This is a genomic window from Pseudomonas sp. LH21, from assembly GCF_036549575.1.
GTDB lineage: Bacteria > Pseudomonadota > Gammaproteobacteria > Pseudomonadales > Pseudomonadaceae > Aquipseudomonas > Aquipseudomonas peradeniyensis.
Map to the genome: position 1 here is coordinate 3,551,233 of NZ_CP144367.1, position 16,760 is coordinate 3,567,992.

7 protein-coding genes are annotated in these 16,760 nt (G+C 65.3%); 1 reads left to right on the forward strand and 6 read right to left on the reverse strand.

Annotation, left to right across the window (positions count from 1 at the left end):
- Nucleotides 1-24: 24 nt before the first annotated feature.
- The 4 genes from VUG52_RS16060 to VUG52_RS16075 form a co-directional block, all read right to left on the reverse strand.
- On the reverse strand, nucleotides 25-969 hold the full coding sequence (locus VUG52_RS16060; protein ID WP_050705911.1) for a LysR family transcriptional regulator: 945 nt from the start codon (nucleotides 967-969) through the stop codon (nucleotides 25-27).
- Between the two features lie 86 nt (nucleotides 970-1,055).
- Nucleotides 1,056-1,766 (reverse strand): YebC/PmpR family DNA-binding transcriptional regulator, encoded by a 711-nt coding sequence (locus tag VUG52_RS16065; RefSeq protein WP_028688730.1) that lies wholly within the window; start codon nucleotides 1,764-1,766, stop codon nucleotides 1,056-1,058.
- 105 nt (nucleotides 1,767-1,871) lie between these two features.
- On the reverse strand, nucleotides 1,872-3,263 hold the full coding sequence (locus VUG52_RS16070; protein WP_050705912.1) for an FAD-dependent oxidoreductase: 1,392 nt from the start codon (nucleotides 3,261-3,263) through the stop codon (nucleotides 1,872-1,874).
- 14 nt (nucleotides 3,264-3,277) lie between these two features.
- Nucleotides 3,278-4,594: an MFS transporter gene (locus VUG52_RS16075; protein ID WP_050705913.1), complete on the reverse strand. Its 1,317-nt coding sequence runs from the start codon at nucleotides 4,592-4,594 to the stop codon at nucleotides 3,278-3,280.
- Between the two features lie 245 nt (nucleotides 4,595-4,839).
- Here VUG52_RS16075 and VUG52_RS16080 point away from each other — a divergent pair, with 245 nt between their 5' ends.
- Nucleotides 4,840-5,709, forward strand: a complete 870-nt coding sequence (locus VUG52_RS16080; protein WP_050705914.1) for a LysR substrate-binding domain-containing protein — start codon at nucleotides 4,840-4,842, stop codon at nucleotides 5,707-5,709.
- Nucleotides 5,710-5,850: 141 nt separating this feature from the next.
- On the opposite strand, the gene VUG52_RS16085 is transcribed toward VUG52_RS16080, so the two are convergent.
- Both VUG52_RS16085 and VUG52_RS16090 read right to left on the reverse strand, forming a co-directional pair.
- Nucleotides 5,851-7,214, reverse strand: a protein-coding gene (locus VUG52_RS16085) for an IS3 family transposase (RefSeq protein ID WP_220689812.1) whose coding sequence is annotated in 2 segments (ribosomal slippage) — nucleotides 5,851-6,749 and nucleotides 6,749-7,214 — 1,365 coding nt in all. Because the reading frame shifts where the segments join, the coding sequence is not laid out codon by codon here.
- Between the two features lie 902 nt (nucleotides 7,215-8,116).
- A complete protein-coding gene (locus VUG52_RS16090; RefSeq protein ID WP_331831755.1) occupies nucleotides 8,117-16,759 on the reverse strand; it encodes an amino acid adenylation domain-containing protein in 8,643 nt (2,880 codons plus the stop codon).
- Nucleotide 16,760 lies beyond the last annotated feature (1 nt).

Here is a 16,760-nt window from a genome sequence, read left to right on the forward strand (position 1 = left end):
ATAACCCCGCTTCGCGCATAGCTGCTATGGCGAAGGCGCATGCCCACCCTGCACGCCGAACTGCGACTGGCGCCACACCTCGAACACCCGGTTGCGCAACCAGCGGTGCTCGGCCGAGGCCTGCAGGCGCTGGTGCCACACCACCCAGTAGCGCTGGGTGTGGTCGATGAAGCCCATCGGCCGCCAACTGAGGCCGTGCAGCCGGGCCAGTTGCCGGGCGATGTGCTCGGGCACCGTGGCCAGGGCCTGGCCATTACCAAGCACCTGGACCATGGCGCTGAAGAACGGCACCTCCAGGCTGATGCGCCGCTGCAGCCCCTGGGCGCGCAGATGACGGTCGATGAAGCTGTCCTTGTCACCGCCCCCTGACACCCGCACATGCTTGAAAGCCAGGTAGTCGTCCTGGCTCAACTCGGCGCGGGCGCTCAGCGGATGATCATGGCGCATCAGGCACACCGCCCGGTCCTCGCCCAGCAACCGGCCATGCAGGTTGGGCGGCGACTCGTCGAACAGCGTGGTGGCCAGGTCGATCTCGCCGCTGGCGAGCAAGGCGTACTGCCCGGCCTGCCAGGTGCGGTACTCCAGCGACACCCCCGGCGCCTCCTGCTCCAGCACCTTCACCAACTGCGGCAGCATGTGTTCGGCCACGTAGTCGGAGGCGGCCAGGCAAAAGCGCCGCTCGCAGCGCGCCGGGTCGAACGCCGCGGGCTGGCGCAGGGCGTTGAGTTCCTCCAGCACCTGGCGCAACGGTTCGACCAGCGCCTCGGCGTGCTCGCTGAGCACATAGCCACGGCCCTGGCGCACCAGCAGCGGGTCGTCGAAGGCCTCGCGCAGGCTGGCCAGCTGGCGGCTCAGGGCCGATTGGCTACAGCCCAGGCGCTCGGCGGCGTGGCTGAGGTTCTTCAACTGCAGGAGGCAGTCGAGGGTGCGCAGGTGGGCGAGGCTGAGGGAGGCGAAGGTGGGGTGCATGGCACGGGTCCGGAAATGATCGCGGGGCAAGCCCGCTCCCACAGATGCTCTGGGAGTTGGCTTGCCCCGCGAGGATGACGCGCGGATCAGTCGGTCAGGCCGACATAGACGTTCTGCACGTCTTCGTTCTCGTCGATCGCTTCGAGGAAGGCCTCGACCTCGGCCAGCGCTTCGGCGCTCAGGCCGGCGGCGCTCACCGGGTTCTTCGGGGTGTAGCCGATCTTGGCCGAGGTGACGGTGAAGCCATGCTCCGGCAGGGCCTTCTGCACGGCGTCCAGGTCGGTGGTGTCGGTGATGAACAGGGTCGATCCCTCTTCCTCGCCGTCCTCGAAGTCCTGGGCACCGGCTTCGATGGCCGCCATTTCCGGGTCGGCGTCGCCTTCCGGGGTGGCCTCGATCAGGCCGACATGGTTGAAGTCCCAGGCCACCGAACCGCTGGCACCCAGCTGGCCCTTGCGGAACAGCACGCGGATCTGGGCCACGGTGCGGTTGATGTTGTCGGTCAGACACTCGACGATCAGCGGCACCTGGTGCGGGGCGAAGCCTTCGTAGCTGACGGCATGGTACTGCACGGCCTCGCCGTCCAGGCCCGCGCCTTTCTTGATCGCGCGCTCCAGGGTCTCACGGGTCATCGAGGCTTTCTTGGCCTGGACGATGGCCAGGCGCAGGCGCGGGTTCATGTCCGGGTCGGCGCCCGACTTGGCAGCGATCTGGATCTCCTTGGCCAGCTTGCCCATGATCTTGCCTTTGGCATTGGCCGCTGTTTCTCTATGTTTGGCTTTCCACTGTGCGCCCATAACGACTCTCTTTGTTTCCGCGGCCGGTTCAGGAAGCGACCGGCCTTAAAGTGGGGAGAGTTTATACGCCCTGCGCACCGGGTTCGACAAGAAATCGCGTCGGCTTCAGCCCTTGTCCGCCTTCCCCGCTGCCGCCGCGAACTTCGCCAGGCGCACATCCAGCCGCCGCGGTCGCACGCCACGGTCCTCGGCGCGCTCCTTGCGGCGGATGGCATTGCGTACCAGCAACGACCCCAGGTAGCGCACCGGCTCCGGCGGAAACTGCCCCAGCGGCCCCTTGACCAGCGGCGAGCGGGTCCAGGCGTTGTCCTGCCCCAGTGCCAGCGACGACAGGATCTGCCCGCCCATGTGGCACGGACCCACACCACTGCCGGAGTAACCGAAGCCATAGAACACATTGCCCTGCCCATCGAGCCGACCGAAGAACGGCAGCCCGGTCACCGAACGGTCCGACGGCCCGTTCCAGCTCGCCGCCAGCGGCACCTCGGCCAGCGCCGGGAAGAACTCGCCCAGGCTTTCGCGCAGCAACGGCTGGTACGGCGACGGCTGGTCGAACACCGGCAGCATGCGCCCGCCGTAGGCGAAGGTATTGCCGCCCTTGCCGAGCATCAGCCGGCCATCGGAGGTATTGTGGTAGTAGTGCACGAAGATCCGCGAGTCGAGCACACTGACGCCGCTGTCCAGTCCGATCCGGCGCAACAGTTCGGGGCACGGCTCGGTGATCACCATGTCGCTGGAAACGATCGCCACGCTGCGTTCGAACTGCGGGAAGGCCCGCGCCATCCAGGCATTGAGGCCCAGCACCACGCGGTCGGCGCGAACGGTGCCGGCGCGGGTGCGCACCTGCACCGGCGCGCCGTGTTCCAGGCCGGTCATCGCCGTGCCCTCGTGGATGCGCACGCCGCGCTGCAAGGCCACCCGGCGCAGGCCGCGCACCAGCCGTCCCGGCTGCACCGTGGCCGCGGCCGGCGAGTACCAGCCCTCCAGGTGCCGCTCGGAGCCGGCCAGGCGCTGCACCTGCTCCAGCGCCAGGCGCTGGAACGAATTGATGCCCTGCTGCTCCAGCGCGGCGATCACCGCATCGGTGCCACCGAGCTGGGCCTGGTTGGTGGCGGTGTAGAGCGTGCCGTCCATGCGGTAGTCGCAGCGGATGCCGTTGGCCACGCAGAACTCGCCGATGGCGCCGATGCTGCGTTCGGACTCACGCACCAGGCGCACCGCCTCGGCCACCCCGAACAAGCGCTCGAGGGTGAAGTACTTGGCCGACCAGGACAGCGCGCAACCTCCGTTGCGCCCGCTGGCCCCGGCGCCGCAGATATCCGCCTCGAGCAGCAGCACTTCCAGCTGCGGCGCCTGTTCCTTGATCATCAGCGCGGTCCACAGGCCGGTGTAGCCACCACCGACGATGCACACGTCGCAGCGCACATCGCCGGCAAGCGGCGGGCACAGCGCCTCGTCTTCCTGGTCCAGGGCCTGTTGCAGCCAGAAGGGTCTCATCTACTCGCTTTCCTTTAAGTACGCAGTGGCTTGATCGCCATGCTGGAGTTGGGTGCCACGTCATTGGCCTGCACGGCGGTCGCTGGTCGGCTGTTCCAGTGCGGCAGCAGCACCAGGGCGGAGAACAGCGCGGTGCCGGCGAAGACGATGAACACCGTGACGCTGTCGAAGTAGCCGGGCAGCAGGCCGCCGAGCACCGCACCCACCGAGCCGCAGCCGTTGACGAAACCGGCCGCGGTGGCGCCGGCCTTGGCCGTGCCGAAGTCGATGGCCGCGGCGCCGCTGATCATCGAGTCCGGGCCGTACAGGGTCAGGCCCATCACGAACAGCAGGGCCACCACCAGCAGCACGCTGCCGCTGTGCATCGCCGCCATGAAGCCGGCCAGGGTCAGGGTCAGCAGCACCAGGCTGATCACGCAGGCCGGCATGCGCCGGGCGCCGAACAGCTTGTCCGAGGCCAGGCCGATGAGGATCGGCCCGAGCAGCCCGGCCAGTTCGAAGGCCGTGGGGATGATCGCCGCGCCGACCTTGCCCACCGAGGGCATCTGCTCGAAGACGATCACCGGGCCCCACAGCAGGATGGCGTAGCGCGCCGGTTTCAACATGAAATAGGCCAGGCCCAGGGTCAGCACCGTGCGGTTGCGCAGGATCTCGCGCAACGGCGCCCAGACACTGCACAGGTTCGCCCCCGGCGCCATGCTCTGCGGCTCGGGCTCCACCGCCGGCAAGCCGACGTCCTCGGGCTTGTTGCGCTGGAAGATGAAGAACAGCACCGCTACTGCGGCCACCACCACGGCGCTGGAAAAGAACGCCGCATGCCAGGTGCCGACCAGGGTGTAGGCCCACCAGCCGGCGAACGGCGAGGCCACCAGGCCGCCGAAGGCGTAGCACGAACTCCACAGTCCCAGCACCCGTCCGCGCTGGGAGGCCGGGAAGAAACTGCCGATGTTCTTGCACAGCCCCGCCCAGCCGGTGGACTGCGCCAGCCCCTGAATCAGCATGCAGGTAGCAAAGATCGGGAAGGTCGCGTAGCTACCCATCACCACCGCGGCCGCCGCCGAGATCAACAGCCCGCCCAGCACCACCACGCGGGGGCCGAAGCGGTCGGCGAGCATGCCCCAGGTGAACTGGCCCACGGCGTAGGCGGCCAGGTAGATCGCATCGAGGTTGGCCATGGCGGCCTTGTCGAGCATGAAATTCGGATCCTCGCCGATGCCGAGCTTGGCCACCGAGAAGGCCTTGCGGGTGAAGTAGAAGGCGGCGTAGGCCAGCCAGGTGATCGCGAAGATCTGCACGCGCCAGCGCTTGATGGCGCCCAGGGATTGGTTCATTGACTCTGACCTCTTGCTTGAGTGTGCCGGCAGAATGTGAAGAAACGCCTGTCTTGTTGTTGTGTTGCGCACTGCGTGACGGAGGGACGTCACCTGGTCAGATGGCGGTGGTGTCGCCATGGCCGACATGGCGCCGCTCGTGGCAGCGTGGTCGGGTTGAAACACATGGAAACAGCTGCTGACTGATAAATAAAATCGATTTATCGTATTTCACACATAAGCCCAGCTTGTAAGCGGAGTGTTCGATGTCGGTCTCCCATGCTCAACTCAAGGCCTTTCATGCAGTCGCCGAACAGGGCAGCTTCACCCGTGCGGCGCAAAAGCTGTTTTTGACCCAGCCGGCGGTCTCCGACCAGGTACGCAAGCTCGAGGAGCGCTTCGGCGTGCTGCTGTTCCAGCGCAACAAGCGCTCGGTACAGCTCACCGACCTGGGCGAGCGCCTGCTGGGCGTGACCCAGCGCCTGTTCGCCTGCGAGGCCGAGGCCGTGGAGCTGCTGCAGGACTCCCGCGCCCTGCACACGGGCAGCCTGACCCTGGCGGTGGACGCCCCGGTGCACGTGCTGCCGCAGATCGCCCGGTTCTGCCAGCGCTATCCGGGGATCCAGGTGAAGATCGAGACCGGCAACACCGACGAGTCGCTGGCCCGGCTGTTCAGCTACCAGGCGGACCTGGCCCTGCTCGGGCGCGATGTCGATGATGAGCGGTTGTTCTGCGTGCCGATGCGGCGTGACCCGATGGTGGCGTTTGTCTCGCACAACCATCCGTGGGCCAGCCGGGGCCAGATCAGCCTGGCGGACCTGGACGACACGCCGTTGGTGCTGCGTGAGCCGGGGTCGGTGACGCGGCAGACGCTGGAGGAGGAGATGCAGCGGGCCGGGTTGCGGATTCGGCCGGCGATCCAGGTCGAGGGGCGGGAGGCGGCGCGGGAGGCGGTTGTGGTGGGGATTGGCGTTGGGGTTGTTTCGGCGGCGGAGTTCGGGGCTGATGCGAGGGTTTGTGCTTTGCCGATTGTGGATTGTCGGCGGCATTTGACTGAGACGCTGGTTTGTTTGAGTGAGCAGAGGACGCGGCGGGTGGTGGGTACGTTTTTGGAGATGGTTTTGGAGGGGGTTTAGGGCTTTAGGGCTGGGGCTGGGGCTGGGGCTGGGGCTTTGATGATTGTTTTGGTTTTTGTATGCGCATTCGTAGAATATATCGACATTTAGTCACCTTTTCGCCTTTACGTGAACTGACCCCCGAAAGTTGGACGGGGTACGCTATGGGTTCAGCGCTTGAGTCCGAAATTGTACCGGGCTCAAGCCATTCAGTCTTAGACTTATACGTTCTTGATTGTAGTAGGCGATGTAGTCCTCTAGCCCTGATGCCAGTTGCTCAACACTGTCAAACGATTCCAGATAGAAAAACTCGCTCTTGAGTGTACCGAAAAAGCTTTCCATCGCGGCATTGTCCAGGCAGTTGCCCTTACGCGACATGCTCTGCTGGATTTCCTTTCCGCCCAGCATATGTCGATAAGCAGGCTGTCGATATTGCCAACCTTGATCGGAGTGCAATATCGGTTTGTCATCTGGGCTCAGCCGCTCGAAAGCTTGCTCCAACATCGTCGATACCATCTTGAACTCAGGGCGCGGATTGATCTGATAGGCAAGAATTTCGCCGTTGTACAGGTCCATCACAGGTGAAAGATACAGCTTCTGCCCTTTCACCTTGAACTCAGTCACATCGGTTACCCATTTCTGATTAGGGGCTTCCGCCTTGAATTCACGCTTGAGCAGATCAGATGCAACAAGCCCTTCGGAACCTCGGTAGGAGCGATATTTCTTCACTTTTACCAGGGATTTCAGATTCATCAACTGCATCAACCGCTGCACCTTCTTGTGATTGATCACTTCGCCGTGCCGCTCAAGCACTGCGGTGATGCGGCGATAGCCGTACCGCCCCTTGTGCTTGTGATAGAGGCTATTGATGCGCTCTTTGAGAACCGCATGCTTGTCGGTCACCAACGCTTTGCTTTGGTAATAGAAGGTGCTGCGTGCCAGCCCTGCCGCGCGTAAAAGCAGAGCTAGCCGATGCTCATGCCTCAATCCTTGGACGGTCTGCGCTTTCTTGATTGCGCAGTGCTGGGGTCCGCTTGGATCAAGGCATCGAGCTTTTTTAGATAGGCATTCTCCGCACGCAGATACTCCAGCTCTTCGAGCATCTGCTCAGGTGTCAGCTCGGTATCTGCAGGGGGAGCCGGGCTTATGCTGGGTTGTTTTGATGCTTTGCGGGGCATTCGGGATTCTCGGGCACGATGCGGGTGAAGTGCTTCTACTCCGCCTTCATCGTACAGCCTTTTCCACTGCCTGATGCTACTCGGACCTCGGATATCAAACTGTATGCAGGCTTGCTGGGCTGACAGTCCGCCTTGCTCGATGCACTGCAAAACCTTCAACTTGAACTGGGCGTCGTAGTGGCTGTACTTGGTAGTCAGACCTGCTGCGCCGTGTTGCTCATAGCCCTTTATCCAACGGCGTAGCAACGATGGACTCAGGCTATGCTTCAGTGCTACCTCATGAACACTCCGTGCAGAAAGGCACTCTTCGATGAGTGCTTGCTTGAGCGCTAGATTGTATTTCGTCATGGAACACCCTCCGGTTGGAGTCAGGCGTCCAACTTTCGGGGGTCAGTTCAACGGCGACCTACTTTTCTCTAGGGAAAAGTAGGCAAAACCGTTCCGCTCCGTTCATACGGCCCCTGCGCTTCGCTCCGGGGTTCCCTCGCTCCGTTCTTGCTCCCGGGAGGACCGCGCTGAACGCCCCATCCTGGGGCGCAGCGCTTGACGGCCATCCATGGCCGTCACCTCCCTCCGCAAGAACTCCGCTCGGCCTCCTGAAGTCGCAATTGGCGGCGCCTGGACTATTGCGCGCTTAGAAGCAAGAGCAAGAGCAAGAGCAAGAGCAAGAGCAAGAGATGCGAAGTTAGTTGTTTAACAGTTAGTTATGCATTGATTCTTCCGGCCCTTTCGCGGGGCAAGCCCGCTCCTACAGGGTTATATATAACGGCGACTGTCGTGTAGGAGCGGGCTTGCCCCGCGATGCGAACGAAAGATTAATTATATTTAAACTAGCGACAGCTGCGCCAATCCAGGCGCCGCCCGTAACTTCGCGACTTCAGGAGGCCGAACGCAGGTCTTGCGGAGGGAGGTGACGGGCATGGATGCCCGTCAAGCGCTGGGGCCCAGGATGGGCCCTGCAGCGCGGTCCTCCCGGGAGCAAGGCCGGAGTGAGGGGACCCGGAGCGAAGCGTAGGGCCGGATGAATGGAGCGAGGCGGCTTTGGTTACTTTGGCCAAGACCAAAGTAACCCGCCGTAAGGGCGGAAAGGTGAATAAGCGTCGACATCCTAAATGAATGCACATACAACTTTCAAAACCACCCAACAACAATAGTTCTCAAAGCACTGACAACTAAGACACCATGAAAATCATCAGGCACGCAATAAAAAACGGGTAGAACCTAACGCCCCACCCGCCCCCAATCACCCATCAAGCCTTATCAGCCAACCTCCCCACCAGCCCATCGACAAACGCCAAGGCATTGATAACCCCCTCATGCCCATCAGCGATCACCGTAGAACTGGCCAACCCATTGACCGAAGCCTGCGCCAGCAACCCCGCCTCCCCCATCCGCACCCGCTCCAGGCTACGACTCTCGCTGGCCCACCAGCAATCCACCCGGACCGCCAGCGGCCGCAGGCGAAACGCCTGGCTCAGTTCGACGTTGCGATCGAGGACAGCGAAGCCATCGACGATCTCCCGCTGCAGATGCACATCCTCGTGAATGGCCCGCAGCCGCTCTGCGCTGACACCGCCGGCAGCGGCCACCTGCTCGATGACCCACTCGGTCCTGTCGACCCCGGCCGGCAGACGCCCGGCCTCGTCGATGAAGCCGACGATACGGGCTTCACCAACCCCCGGAGCGAAGGCCAGCAGACCACGCAACAGGCTCTCGTCCGCCCGCGCCACCTGCACCACCTCGACAGGCTCGGCCTCAAGGCCGGACACGTCCTTCGGCAGCAGGGTATCGACCAGGCCGACGAAGCCCACTTCCTGGCCTGCCTGCTCCAGGGCGTGAGCCACCTCCAGCGCCAGGGCGCCACCCAGCGACCAGCCCAGCAGATGGTAAGGGCCGCTGGCCTGGGTACGACGAATCTGCTCGACGTAATAGCCGACCATCGCCGCCCAGGACTCGTCCACCCAGCCCGGCTCGGCGTAGCACTTGTTGACCAGGCCATACACCGGACGCTCGTCGGCCAGACGGCTGGCCAGCGGGTAGTAGGCATAGGCACCGCCACCGCCCGGCGGTAGGCAGAACAGCGCCGGACGCTGCAGTTGGCAACCGTTGAGGTTGATCACCGACGATTTCAGGCGATCCTTGCCACCACCGATGAAATTCGCCAGTTCCTCGAAGCTCGCCATCAGCATGAACTCATGCAGGCTGATGTTGGTGGCAAAGGCCTCGCGCACCCGGTTTACCAAAGTGATCACCAGTAGCGAGTGACCGCCCAGCTCGAAGAAGTTGTCGTGCAAGCCAACCTGCTCGACCTTCAGTACTTCGCTCCAGATCGCCGCCAGCTGTTGTTCCAGCTCCGTGCGTGGCGCCACGTAACCTTGTTGCAGCTGGCTGGCGTCGGGCTTGGGCAGGGCCTTGCGGTCCAGCTTGCCGTTGGCGGTCAGCGGCCACTGCTCCAGCACCAGGAAGTGGGTGGGGACCATGTAGTCCGGCAGGTTGGCTTTCAGGTGCTGCTTCAAGCTGTCGCGCAGAGTGGCGTGATCGGCGTTGGCGTCCTGTGCGATCAGGAAGGCCGCCAGTTGCTTGCCCCCTGCCCCGTCGATATCCAGCACCAGCACTTCGCGCACGGCAGAGTGCTCTTGCAGACGTGCTTCGATTTCGCCCAGTTCGATACGGAAGCCGCGGATCTTCACCTGATGGTCGATCCGGCCCACGTACTCGATCACCTCCTGGCCGCGATAACGGGCCAGGTCGCCGGTGCGGTACAGGCGTCCACCTTCGCTGGAGAATGGATCCGGCACGAAACGTTCGGCAGTCAGCGAGGCACGGTTGTGGTAACCGCGTGCCAAGCCGGCATGGCCGACGTGCAGTTCGCCCGTGCAGCCCTTGGCCACCGGATTGAAATCGGCATCCAGTACATACATCGACAGGTCCGGGATCGCCGCACCGATCGGGCTGCCCGGCTGTTGCGTATCGGCAAAGCGGATAGGCCGGTAGGTCACGTGGACCGTGGTCTCGGTGATGCCGTACATGTTGATCAGGTTGTCGCAGTCTTCACCGAAACGCTCGAACCACGGTTGCAGCGCGGCCACATCCAGGGCTTCGCCGCCGAAGATCACGTAGCGCAGCGAAAGGTCGGACGCACTGTCACAGGCCACCCGCATCAGCGGCTTGAACGCCGATGGGGTCTGGTTGAGCACAGTGACGCCCTGCTCCACCAGCAACTGGTGGAAGTCTTCCGGCGAACGGGTCACCTCACGCGGCACGATCACCAGGCGACCGCCGTGCAGCAGCGCACCGAAGATCTCCCACACCGAGAAGTCAAAGGCGTACGAGTGGAACAGCGTCCACACATCCTGCGGACCAAAGCCGAACCAGGCATCGGTGGCCTTGAACAGGCGCAGCAGGTTGTGGTGCGGCAGCAGCGTACCTTTCGGCTTGCCGGTGGAACCCGAGGTGTAGATCACATAGGCCAGGTTGTCCGGCTGGGTCAGGTGCTCCGGGTTTTCCTCGCTGTAGCCAGCCAGGTCGTCTTCCAGCTTCAGGCTGCGAACCTGCGCCGGTACGGGCAGATCGGCCAGCAGATGCCCTTGCGCCAGCAGCAGTTGAATGCCGCTGTCTTCCATCATGTAGCTCAGGCGGTCCTGCGGGTACTCCGGATCCAGCGGCACATAGGCGCCACCCGCCTTGAGGATCGCCAGCAGCCCGACGATCATCTCGAACCCGCGCTCCACCGCGATGCCCACCAACACATCCGGCCCCACGCCCTGCTCGCGCATCTTGTGGGCCAGACGGTTGGCGCGACGATTGAGCTGGTCGTAGCTCAGCGACTGCCCGGCGAAGGTCACGGCGATCGCCTCAGGCGTACGCGCCGCCTGCGCCTCGATCAGCTCATGGGCGCAAGCTTCGCTAGGGAAGCTGGCAATGTCCTGCTCCGCCGCCACGCTCAAGGCCAAGTCACCCAGCGCCTGTTGCGGCGAATCCGCCAATCCTTCCAGCAGCTCGACGAAGTGCGCTGCCAACTGTTCAACGGCCGATTCGGCATAACTGGCGCGATCAAACTTGAAGCTGGCCAGCAGCTTGTCACCCACCTGTGCCACCAGGGTCAGCGGATAGTTGGTCTGCTCCTGGCTGACCACCTCGCCAAACGCCAGTTCCTGGGGCGCACCGGCTTGAAGCGCCTCGGACACCGGATAGTTCTCGAACACCAGAATGTTGTCGAACAGCGCCTCGCCGCTCCAGCCGGCCCAGCGCTGGATCTCGTACAGCGGCGTGTGCTCATGCTCGCGCAAGGCCAGGTTCAGCGCCTGGACCTGCTGCACCCAGTCGCCCACGGTCTGTTCCGGACGCGGGCTGGCGATCACCGGCAGGGTGTTGATGAACAGCCCCAACTGCTCCTCGACACCCGGCAACTCGGCCGGACGACCGGCCACGGTGGCGCCGAAGGTCACGCTGGACTGCCCGGTATAGCGCTGCAGCAGCAGCAGCCAGGCCGCCTGGACCAGGGTGTTGAGGGTGACCCGCTGTTCCCGGGCAAACTCGCCCAGGCGCTGGGTGCGTTGCGGGTCGAGCAGCACCGGGTATTCACCTTGTCCCTGCCCATGAGCCTCGGAGCGGAACGCCTGGGCGAGCCGGGTGGGTTCGTTCAAGCCGGCGGTGCGCTCGCGCCAGAAGCGCTCGCTGGCAGCCTGGTCCTGACGTTGCAGCCACTGGATATAGTCGCGGTAACGGCTGGTCTTGGCCGCCGGCACGACACCGGCGTAACGCTGCAGCACCTCGCCGAACAGCCGCGAGCTGCTCCAGCCATCCAGCAGGATATGGTGGTTGGTCAGCATCAGCTGGTACTCCTGCTCGCCGGTACGGATCACCGCCAGGCGCAGCAGCGGGCCACAGGCCAGGTCGAAGCCGGCGCGCAGGTCGGCCTCGGCCCAGGCTTGCAACGCCGTCGGCAAGTCGGCCTGGTCACGCCAGTCCAGCTCCACCAGCGGCAGGCGCGCCTCGCGCAGGACCACTTGCAGCGACTGGTCGTAGCCGCTGACAAAGCTGCTGCGCAGCACCTCGTGGCTGTCCAGGGTGGCCTGCCAGGCCGCGACGAAGCGCGGCACATCCAGGCCCTGCACCTCGACCCGCAGCTGGTTGATGTAGTTGCCCGCCGCCTGCTCGTAGAGGCTGTGGAACAGCATGCCCTGCTGCATCGGCGACAGCGGGTAGATGTCCTCGATATTGCCCGCCGCCACCGGCAACGTCGCCAGCTGGCGCTGGTCAAGGCGGGCCAGCGGGAAGTCCGACGGCGTCACGCCCGCCACGCCCGGGGTGATGCAGTGGGCGATGAGCAGGCGCAGTTCCTCGGCGTATTCGTCGGCCAGGCGCTGGATCTGCCCACGCTCGAACACCGCGCTGCTGAAGCTCCAGTCCAGGGCCAGTTCACCGGCATAGACCTGGCCATCGATGCTCAGCAGGCTGCCCAGCGGCGCCTCCGGGCTCTGCCCCTGCCCCGCGCCTTCCGGCGCCGGGACGAACAGGCCTTGCTCGCTGTCGAAGCTGCCGTCGAACTGCCCCAGGTAGTTGAACACGATACTGCCCTGGGCCAGGGCGCCGAGGGCCTGGCGGGCCTGCTCGTCACCCAGGTAGCGCAGCACGCCGTAGCCGATGCCCTTGGCCGGCACGGCGCGCAGCTGTTCCTTGACCGCCATGATCGACGCACCCAGGTCGCTCGCCGGGATCAGTTTCAATGGATACAGGCTGCTGAACCAACCCACCGTGCGGGTGATGTCGAGGTCGTCGAACAGGTCTTCACGGCCATGGCCTTCCAGGCGGATCAGCGCGTGCGCCTCGCCGGTCCAGCGGCGGATGACCCGCGCCAGCGCCGTCAGCAGCAGGTCGTTGACCTGGGTGCGGTAGGCGGCTGGCGCCTCCTGCAGCAGTTGCCGGGTCAGCTCGGCGTTCAGCAGGGTGCGCACCGAGATCTCATGCTTGCGTTGCTGGCCGCCCTGCGGGTTGGCCCCAGGCAGGGCGTCGCTGACGCCCTGCAACTGCGCCTGCCAGTAGGCCAGCTCGGCCACCAGCGCAGGGCTGCGGGCATGCTCGCGCAGGTGCTCGGCCCAGGCCTTGAGCGAGCTGCTCTTGGCCGGCAGCACTGGGGTCTTGCCGGCCGCCAGGGCCTGGCAGACCGCCTGCAGGTCTTCAAGCAGAACGCGCCAGGACACACCGTCGACCACCAGGTGGTGGATCACCACCAGCAGGCGCTGCTGGCCTTCGGGCAGGTCGATAAGCACCACCCGCAGCAGCGGGCCATGCTTCAGGTCCAGGCTTCGCTGGGCTTCGTCAGCCAGTTCCGGCAGGCGCGCCGCATCGTCCAACTGATGCACCCACAGCAACTGCTGCGCATCGACCGACGCGAACTGCCCCTGCCACTGCCCCTGCTCCTCACTGAACCGCAGGCGCAGGGCGTCGTGCTGCGCCACCAGCAACTTGAGCGCAGGCTGCAGCAACGCCACCGTCAAGGGCTGGCGCGGGCTCAGCAGCACCGCCTGGTTCCAGTGGTGACGCTGGGGAATCGCGCTGTCGAAGAAACGCGCCTGGATCGGCAGCAACGGCAGACTGCCGCTGACCTGCTCGACCACCTCGGCCGCCGGTTTCTTCTCGATCAGCTTGGCCACCGCCGCCAGTTGGCCGATGGTCTGTTTCTCGAACAGTTGCTTGGGGCTGAGCTTGATGCCCTGGCGCTTGGCCCGGGCGATGATCTGCAAGCTGAGGATCGAATCGCCGCCCAGCTCGAAGAAGTTGTCGGTGCTGCCCACTTGCTCGCGCTTGAGCACTTCGCACCAGATCGCGGCAAGTTTCTCCTCGATTTCGCCCACCGGCGCGATGTAGCGCTGCTTGGCCACGCCTGGTTTGGGCAGCGCCTTTTTGTCCAGCTTGCCGTTGGCGGTCAGCGGCAGGCGCTCGAGCAACAGCACCTGCGCCGGCACCAGGTACTCCGGCAGGCGCGCCTGCAAGGCCTGGCGCAATGTCTCGGCCTGCAGTTCGACGCCCGCCGCCGGCACGGCCCAGGCCACCAGTTGCAGGCGCGACGGATCGCTGTCCAGAGGCAGCGCCAGCACCACGGCCTCGCCGACCCCGGGCAGGCCTTGCAGCACCTGGCCGACCTCGCCCGGCTCGACCCTGTAGCCGCGGATCTTCACCTGGTCGTCGCCACGGCCCAGGTATTCCAGCACGCCCTGATCCAGGCGCGCGCGGTCACCGGCACGGTACAGCCGCTCGCCGTCCTGGCCAAAGGGATCGGGGACGAACCGCTCGGCGGTCAGTCCCGGCTGGCCGACGTAGCCCTGGGCCAGGCCCTGGCCACCCAGGTACAGCTCGCCGGCCACCCGCTCGGGCAGCGGGTTGAGGTAGGCATCCAGCACCCGCGCCTGGCCGTTGTCCAGCGGCCGCCCCACCGGCACGCTGCGCCAGCCGGGCAGGCGCTCGCCGACTTCGTGGGTGAGGATGCCCACGGTGGTCTCGGTCGGGCCGTAGTGGTTGATGATCCGGCAGCCGGGCTTCAGGCGCCGGACCTGTTCGATCAGTGCCCATGAGCTGGCCTCGCCGCCGAGGATCAGCAGCTGTTCGGGCAACACCCGCTCAGGCTGCGCGGCCTGCAGCAGACCCTGCAGGTGGCTGGGCACGATCTTCAGCACATCGACCCGGTGCTCGGCCATGTAGCTGGCAAAGCCGTCCGGGTCGAAGCCCTGGTCGTGGCCCAGCAGGTGCAGCAACCGGCCCGAGGCCAGCGCGCCGAACAGCACGGTGTGGCCCAGGTCCGCGGCCACGGTGGAGACCATCGCCAGGCTGGCGCCGGGTTGCAGGTCGAGGCGTTGCAGCACGCCCTGCAGGTAGTTGGCCAGTGCACCGTGGCTGATCACCACGCCCTTGGGCTGCCCGGTGGAACCCGAGGTGTAGATGATGTAAGCCGCTTGCTGCGGTTCAATGCGTACCGCCGGCGGCTGGTCGCTGCAGCCAGCGTGCTGCGCCGCGTCAAAGGCCAGCGTCGGGCATGCGCCCAGCCCCGCCGCCTGGGCATCGCCCAAGGCATGCACCAGCAGCCGCGCGCCACTGGCCTGCAGCAGTTGCTGCAGGCGTTCGGCGGGCTGGCGGCTGTCCAGCGGCAGGTATACCGCGCCCAGCTTGAGCACCGCCAGCAGGCTGGTCACCCACTCGATGGAGCGCTCCTGGCACAGCGCCACGGTCATGCCTGGGGCGATACCCTGCGCCTTGAGGTAATTGGCGAAGCGGTTGGCCTGCTGCTCCAGCTCCGCGTAGCTGACCATGCGATCACCCGCGCGCAGCGCTGGCTGCCCGGCACCGGCCAGCAGGCCTTGGCGCCACAGGGCGAGGAAGTCCGGCCGCGACCAGTCCCGATGGTTGGCCTCGACCTGCGCGGCCTGGGCATCGGGATGCTCGAACAGCGCCGCCTCAGGATACTCCACGAGGGTGCGCAGCACCGCCTGGAATGAAGCAGCGATGCGTTCGATGGTCGCGGCTTCGAACAGGTCGGTGCTGTAGGTGAAGTAGCCTTGCAGGCCGTCGGGGGTTTCGGAGAAGTCGAAGGCCAGGTCGAAGCGGGCATCGCGGCCTTCGACCGAAAAACCGCTGACGCTCAGGCCGCCCAGGGTTTGCCGGGCCTGGGCGGCGGCTTCGCTGTCGGCCAGGTTCTGGTTGATCTTCACTTGGAACAATGGGTTGTGGCCCAGCGTGCGCTCCGGCGCCAGGGCGTCCACCAGGTGCTCGAACGGCAGTTCCTGGTGCGACTGCGCGCCGCTGACCACCTGTTTCACCTGCTCCAGCAGGGCCGCGCCGCTCTGGCGCTCGTCCACCTGTACCCGCAGCACCTGGGTATTGATGAAGAAGCCGATCAGGCCTTCGACTTCCTTGCGGTTACGCCCGGCGTTGGGCGCACCGATGCGGATGTCGGCCTGGCCGCTGTAGCGCGCCAGGGTCACGGCCAGGGCCGCGAGGGTCAGCATGAACACGGTCTGCCCCTGGCTGCGCGCCTGGGCCTTGAGCTTGGCCGACAACGCCGCCGGCACATCGCTGCGCAGGGTCGCGCCGCGGTAGCTGGGGTGCGCCGGGCGCTCATGATCCAAAGGCAGCTCCAGCACCGGGTGCTCGTCGCCCAGTTGCTGTTTCCAGTACTGCAACTGGCGCTCGCCCTCGCCGGCCTCGAGCCAGGCGCGCTGCCAGATCGCATAGTCGGCGTACTGCACCTCGAGCGGCGGCAGGTCGGCGGCACGGCCCTGGGACAGCGCTTCGTACAGGTGCACGAACTCCTGCACCATCAGCTCGCCCGACCAGCCGTCGGAGACGATATGGTGCATGCACACCGTCAGCACATGTTCGCTGGGCGCCAGGCGCAGCAAGCGGACCCGCAGCGGCGGCCCTTCGAGCAGGTCGAAGGGCGCATCCAGCGCCTCGCGAACCGCGCCGCGCAGGCACTGTTCGAGATCTTCGCCCGGACCGGCCTGCACCTCGCGCACTTCCAGGCTAACGCCCGACTGCTCAAGGACCTGCTGGTGGAACTCACCCTCTTCTGAGACGAAACGCGTGCGCAGGCTTTCGTGGCGCCGCACCAGCGCGTCCAGGGCCTCGGCCAGGGCCTGCTGGTTCAGCGAGCCACTCAGGCGCACCGCCATCGGCACGTTGTAGAAACTGCTCTGCGGCTCCAGCTGCCAGAGGAACAGCATGCGCTGCTGGGCATAGGACAGCGGGATGCGCGGGCTGTCGTGGCGAGTGACGGCGATCGGCAGCAGGCGGAAGCTCTGCCCGGTCTCGCGCATCTTGTCGAGGATCTGCCGACGCTGCTCCAGGGCAAGGCCGACAAAGCGCTTGGCGATACGTTCTGCTGTGCTCTTGTCCATC